Source organism: Paenibacillus sp. 01T422, assembly GCF_056398785.1.
In genome coordinates this window covers 1-3,776 of the sequence record NZ_JBFTQB010000653.1, presented here as the reverse complement: position 1 = coordinate 3,776, position 3,776 = coordinate 1, and the positions used below count along the sequence as shown (strand labels likewise).

2 protein-coding genes and 1 pseudogene are annotated in these 3,776 nt (G+C 43.0%); all 3 read right to left on the bottom strand.

Annotated elements, in window-relative coordinates; genetic code table 11:
- Nucleotides 1-444: pseudogene (locus AC1DUA_RS28240) on the bottom strand (sugar ABC transporter permease); the annotation flags it as partial.
- Between the two features lie 133 nt (nt 445-577).
- Nucleotides 578-2,254: a type 2 periplasmic-binding domain-containing protein gene (locus tag AC1DUA_RS28235; RefSeq protein WP_477502922.1), complete on the bottom strand. Its 1,677-nt coding sequence runs from the start codon at nt 2,252-2,254 to the stop codon at nt 578-580.
- 38 nt (nt 2,255-2,292) lie between these two features.
- Entirely contained in the window at nt 2,293-3,465 is a 1,173-nt protein-coding gene (locus tag AC1DUA_RS28230) for a Gfo/Idh/MocA family protein (RefSeq protein ID WP_477502923.1), read from the bottom strand.
- Between the last annotated feature and the right edge of the window lie 311 nt (nt 3,466-3,776).

Sequence of the window (3,776 nt, the reverse complement as noted above, 5' to 3'; positions counted from 1 at the left end):
GCATAAGACCAGAACTGAAATAAAATGCGGTAAATACGTCACCGATTGCACAAACCTTTTAAAAACATGATTTTTTCGTACTTCGTTTAATAGCAAGGCCAAAATGATTGGTGCCGGAAAACCAAAAACAATGTTATATACACTAATTAAAAGGGTATTCGTAAGAATTCTGCCGAAATAAACATCGTTAAAAAAATCGGTAAAATGCTGCATGCCCACCCAAGTGCTGCCCCAAATTCCCTTCATTGGGGAGAAATCTTTAAAAGCAATCGAGGCTCCATACATAGGAATATATTGGAAAATAATATAGTAAGCGACCACGGGTAAGGCCATGAAATAAATGATTCTGTTTTTATACAAGTCTCTTCGAAGTCTATGGACAAAGCTGTTTTGCTTCGTCGTCTGATAGACATTTCTGGCATGCGCCGTCTCACCAACCGTCATATTCTCCATCGTTCGTCCCCTTTGAGCGAAGAAATTCGCGCAGCAGGCATCCAGCATTGATCTTACCTTTGGGAGGTGATCAAGTGCTGGCGCTCTTACTGCTAGCCAAACCTAATCTGGTCAACGTTAAGACTTATTGTCTTGCCATGTATCTGTCGTATGCCGCTTGCTGAATTTTGATCGCATCCTCGATGCCCATAGCTTTTAATTTGCTCATATAATTATCGAACTCACTAAGAGGTACTTGTCCCATGATCATTTTAGAGAATATCTCATCCCTATACGTATTAACCGCTGAAGTAATGGATGCCATCTTGGTTGATTCCTCAATGGTTGGCGTTACCCCCGGCGGCATGGTTCTGTCGTAGGAGCCTGCTTTCCATAAGCCAATAATTTGCTGCTGTTCAGGTAAAGCCATGCGCTGCTGCCAAATCTCAGGTGTCATGACAAAAGCCAGTCCGCCAGATCCTCGGGAATATTTAGATAACGCCTCATCAATCGACAAGCCCTTTGGATTATTCGTAATTTCTGGAAGCAGTTGAGGCGAACCGTTCACCATCTTGTAGCTCTCGCCTTCAATACCGAAGGTATTGAGCAGTGATCCTTCCGGACTGTAGCCATAGTCCAACCACATCGCAGCTTCCTTCGCATATTTACTTTTTGCGGATATCGCGACACCGCCGCCACTCGCAACCTTGATTTCATCAACATTGAAATTGTAGGACTTCGTGCCTGTAACGTAAGGCGGAACCGTTCCTGATAATTTTACTGACGGATCTTTCGCTTTCATCAATTGAACAAATCTACCGAATGTTCCTGATGTCGATCCCGTCCATGAGCCTGCACGGTTACCCATAACTTTGGTATCGAATTGTTTGGCATCCGTAATTCCAAAATCAGGGTCGATCAAGCCTTCTTTATACCATTTTGCTAAGGTTGTTAGCGCTTCTTTGTACTCCGGGGTGTAGGGTCCATATTTGACTTTATCGCCATCATGATAAAACCCGTAGTTGATCCCCCATGCTCTGACCCAGTTCTGCAGGTCCCCCGCTCCTTTAGGTGCCATAGGAATTTCGTCATTTTTACCGCTGCCGCTAGGATTTTTCGTTTTGAACGCTTTTAGCACTTCATACCAATCGTCAATCGTTTCAGGTGACTTTAAATTCAGTTTTTCCAACCAGTCCTGGCGGATCTGCCATCCAAAAGTCTGAAATGCAGGATTCGGATTAGGGTTTACTTTCGCATACTGATTCGGCGATTGGGCCTCGGGATAAACATAGATCGTACCATCGTCTGTACGCAGCTGTTTATTCGCTTTAGGATCGGAGTTCATAAACGCTTTAAGATTGGGTGAGTACTTATCTACCAAATCATTCAGTGGCAAAATGACGCCATCCTTGATCGCTTTATTGGGTCCGCCGTTATAATCGCCTATCCAGTTATAATAAATCAGATCAGGTAAATCGCCCGACGCGACCATAAGGTTGAACTGTTCCTTGATCGCTGCCCCATCCATAGATGCAGGATGAATGAACTCAATATGAATCCCTGTCCTTTTTTCCAATTCTTTAAACACAGCGATTTCATTATAGTTTTTCATGGTTGCCGCTACTTTGGCATCCATGGGCACAAACATTTTTAAGGTGATAGGTTTGTTAACGATAGGCAGCGGGATTGAAGATAAACTTGCTTCATTTTTTTCTGACGTACTTGTTTGCTTCGTAGCATTAGAGGTGCACCCCGTTAATACACTTGCGAGTAATACAACAGAAAGAGATAAAGCTGAAACCATGCCGAGTTTACCCTTCATTGGTAGTTCCCCCTAGACATTTTGTAAGTTGATAAGACTTAACCCTGGGAATAGCTGATATCCATAGCGCCATCCAGTCTCACTGTCTTCTTGTATTTGGAACTTCGGATCAGTTCCTTAAGCTTCTTCTCATATTCGTCTGTATCCATAGGCAGCCTGACAGTTTGGTCGTTGAACGAAGAAAGCATAATTGCGTTCGCAATCGTTAGTCCGTTGATCCCCTCAGGGCCATGTGCGATAAGCTCCCCGCCGCCATTTTGTATAGCCTCGATAAATTTCTCTGTCACGACTTGATGTCCTGTAGGTACATTCACGTCCACAGGAATTTCCGTATACCAATTTTCAACATTGCCCATCCTGCTTTGCGATTCTTTGATAAAACGAAGCATCGACTCACGGGTTCGATACAAAACAATTTGATTATCCTCAAAAACCAATTTCCCGTACTCTCCCACGATCTCCATCCGGTTCGATCCAGGTGTTTCAGCGGTAGTTACGATAAAATGGCCTACCATCCCGTTCTCGTGCTCAAAGTATGCGGTTACTTCATCTTCAACTTCGATATCATGATATTTGCCAATATGCGCAAAACCGTTAATCCGCGACGGAAGACCGAATAACCATTGGTAGAGATCCAGATTATGAGGACATTGATTGGTCAAAATTCCTCCGCCTTCCCCAGCCCAAGTTGCACGCCATTCGCCGCTATCGTAGTAAAGTTGAGATCGGAACCATTTGGTATTAATCCAGGTCGCTCTGATTAATTTGCCCAGCTCGCCTCCATCAAGAATGTCTTTGATTTTTTTATGGTGAGGGTAGGTTCTTTCTTGAAACATAATGCCAAACATCAGATTGGGATGGTGCTCCTTGGCGCTTTCATAGGCGTCAATCGTTTTTTGAGCATCATTGACATGCACCGCAATAGGTTTCTCACAAAGAACATGGATTCCCTTATGGAAGGCATCAATCGATATAGGCGTATGATCGTAATGGGGAACGGCTATTAATACAGCCTCTATGCCCGATTTGTTAAAAAGCTCCGTATGGCTGTAATAGGCCTTGGTATGGTATAGAGCCGCTGCTTTGTCAGCCTTTTCATGTACAACATCACAAACTGCTACGACTTCAACTGTCTCCATCTGTGTCAAATACCTGAGATGGCTGCTTCCCATTCCGCCTAAACCAATTACACCTAATTTCACTTTTCTCATTGGACTCAACCAATAACCCTCCCAGTATATTAAAGTGTAGTTTAAGCCTGACCGCAGTAAAAAAACGAAGAATAAAAGCGCTTTCTTTTGCTATTCTAAAATAATACTCGAAATAAGTCATAGTTTTTTGTGATTAAAATATCGTTTTTTGTGCAATATCCTATCTAGGAGACTAGGGTAACTCACATGGATGGATGTAGGAGGAATGGCTACTTGATTCCCTTCACGAGAGTCTGTAAAATAGTTTTGTATAAACTTCTTTAATATGGAAGTATAGGAAAGGTTGGGGAGCACTGGAGTTTATAGAACAT

Bases quoted from the DNA above. Each gene is read 5' to 3' on its own strand.
- AC1DUA_RS28235 (WP_477502922.1), bottom strand. From the start codon at position 2,254: ATGAAGGGTAAACTCGGCATGGTTTCAGCTTTATCTCTTTCTGTTGTA.
- AC1DUA_RS28230 (WP_477502923.1), bottom strand. From the start codon at position 3,465: ATGAGAAAAGTGAAATTAGGTGTAATTGGTTTAGGCGGAATGGGAAGC.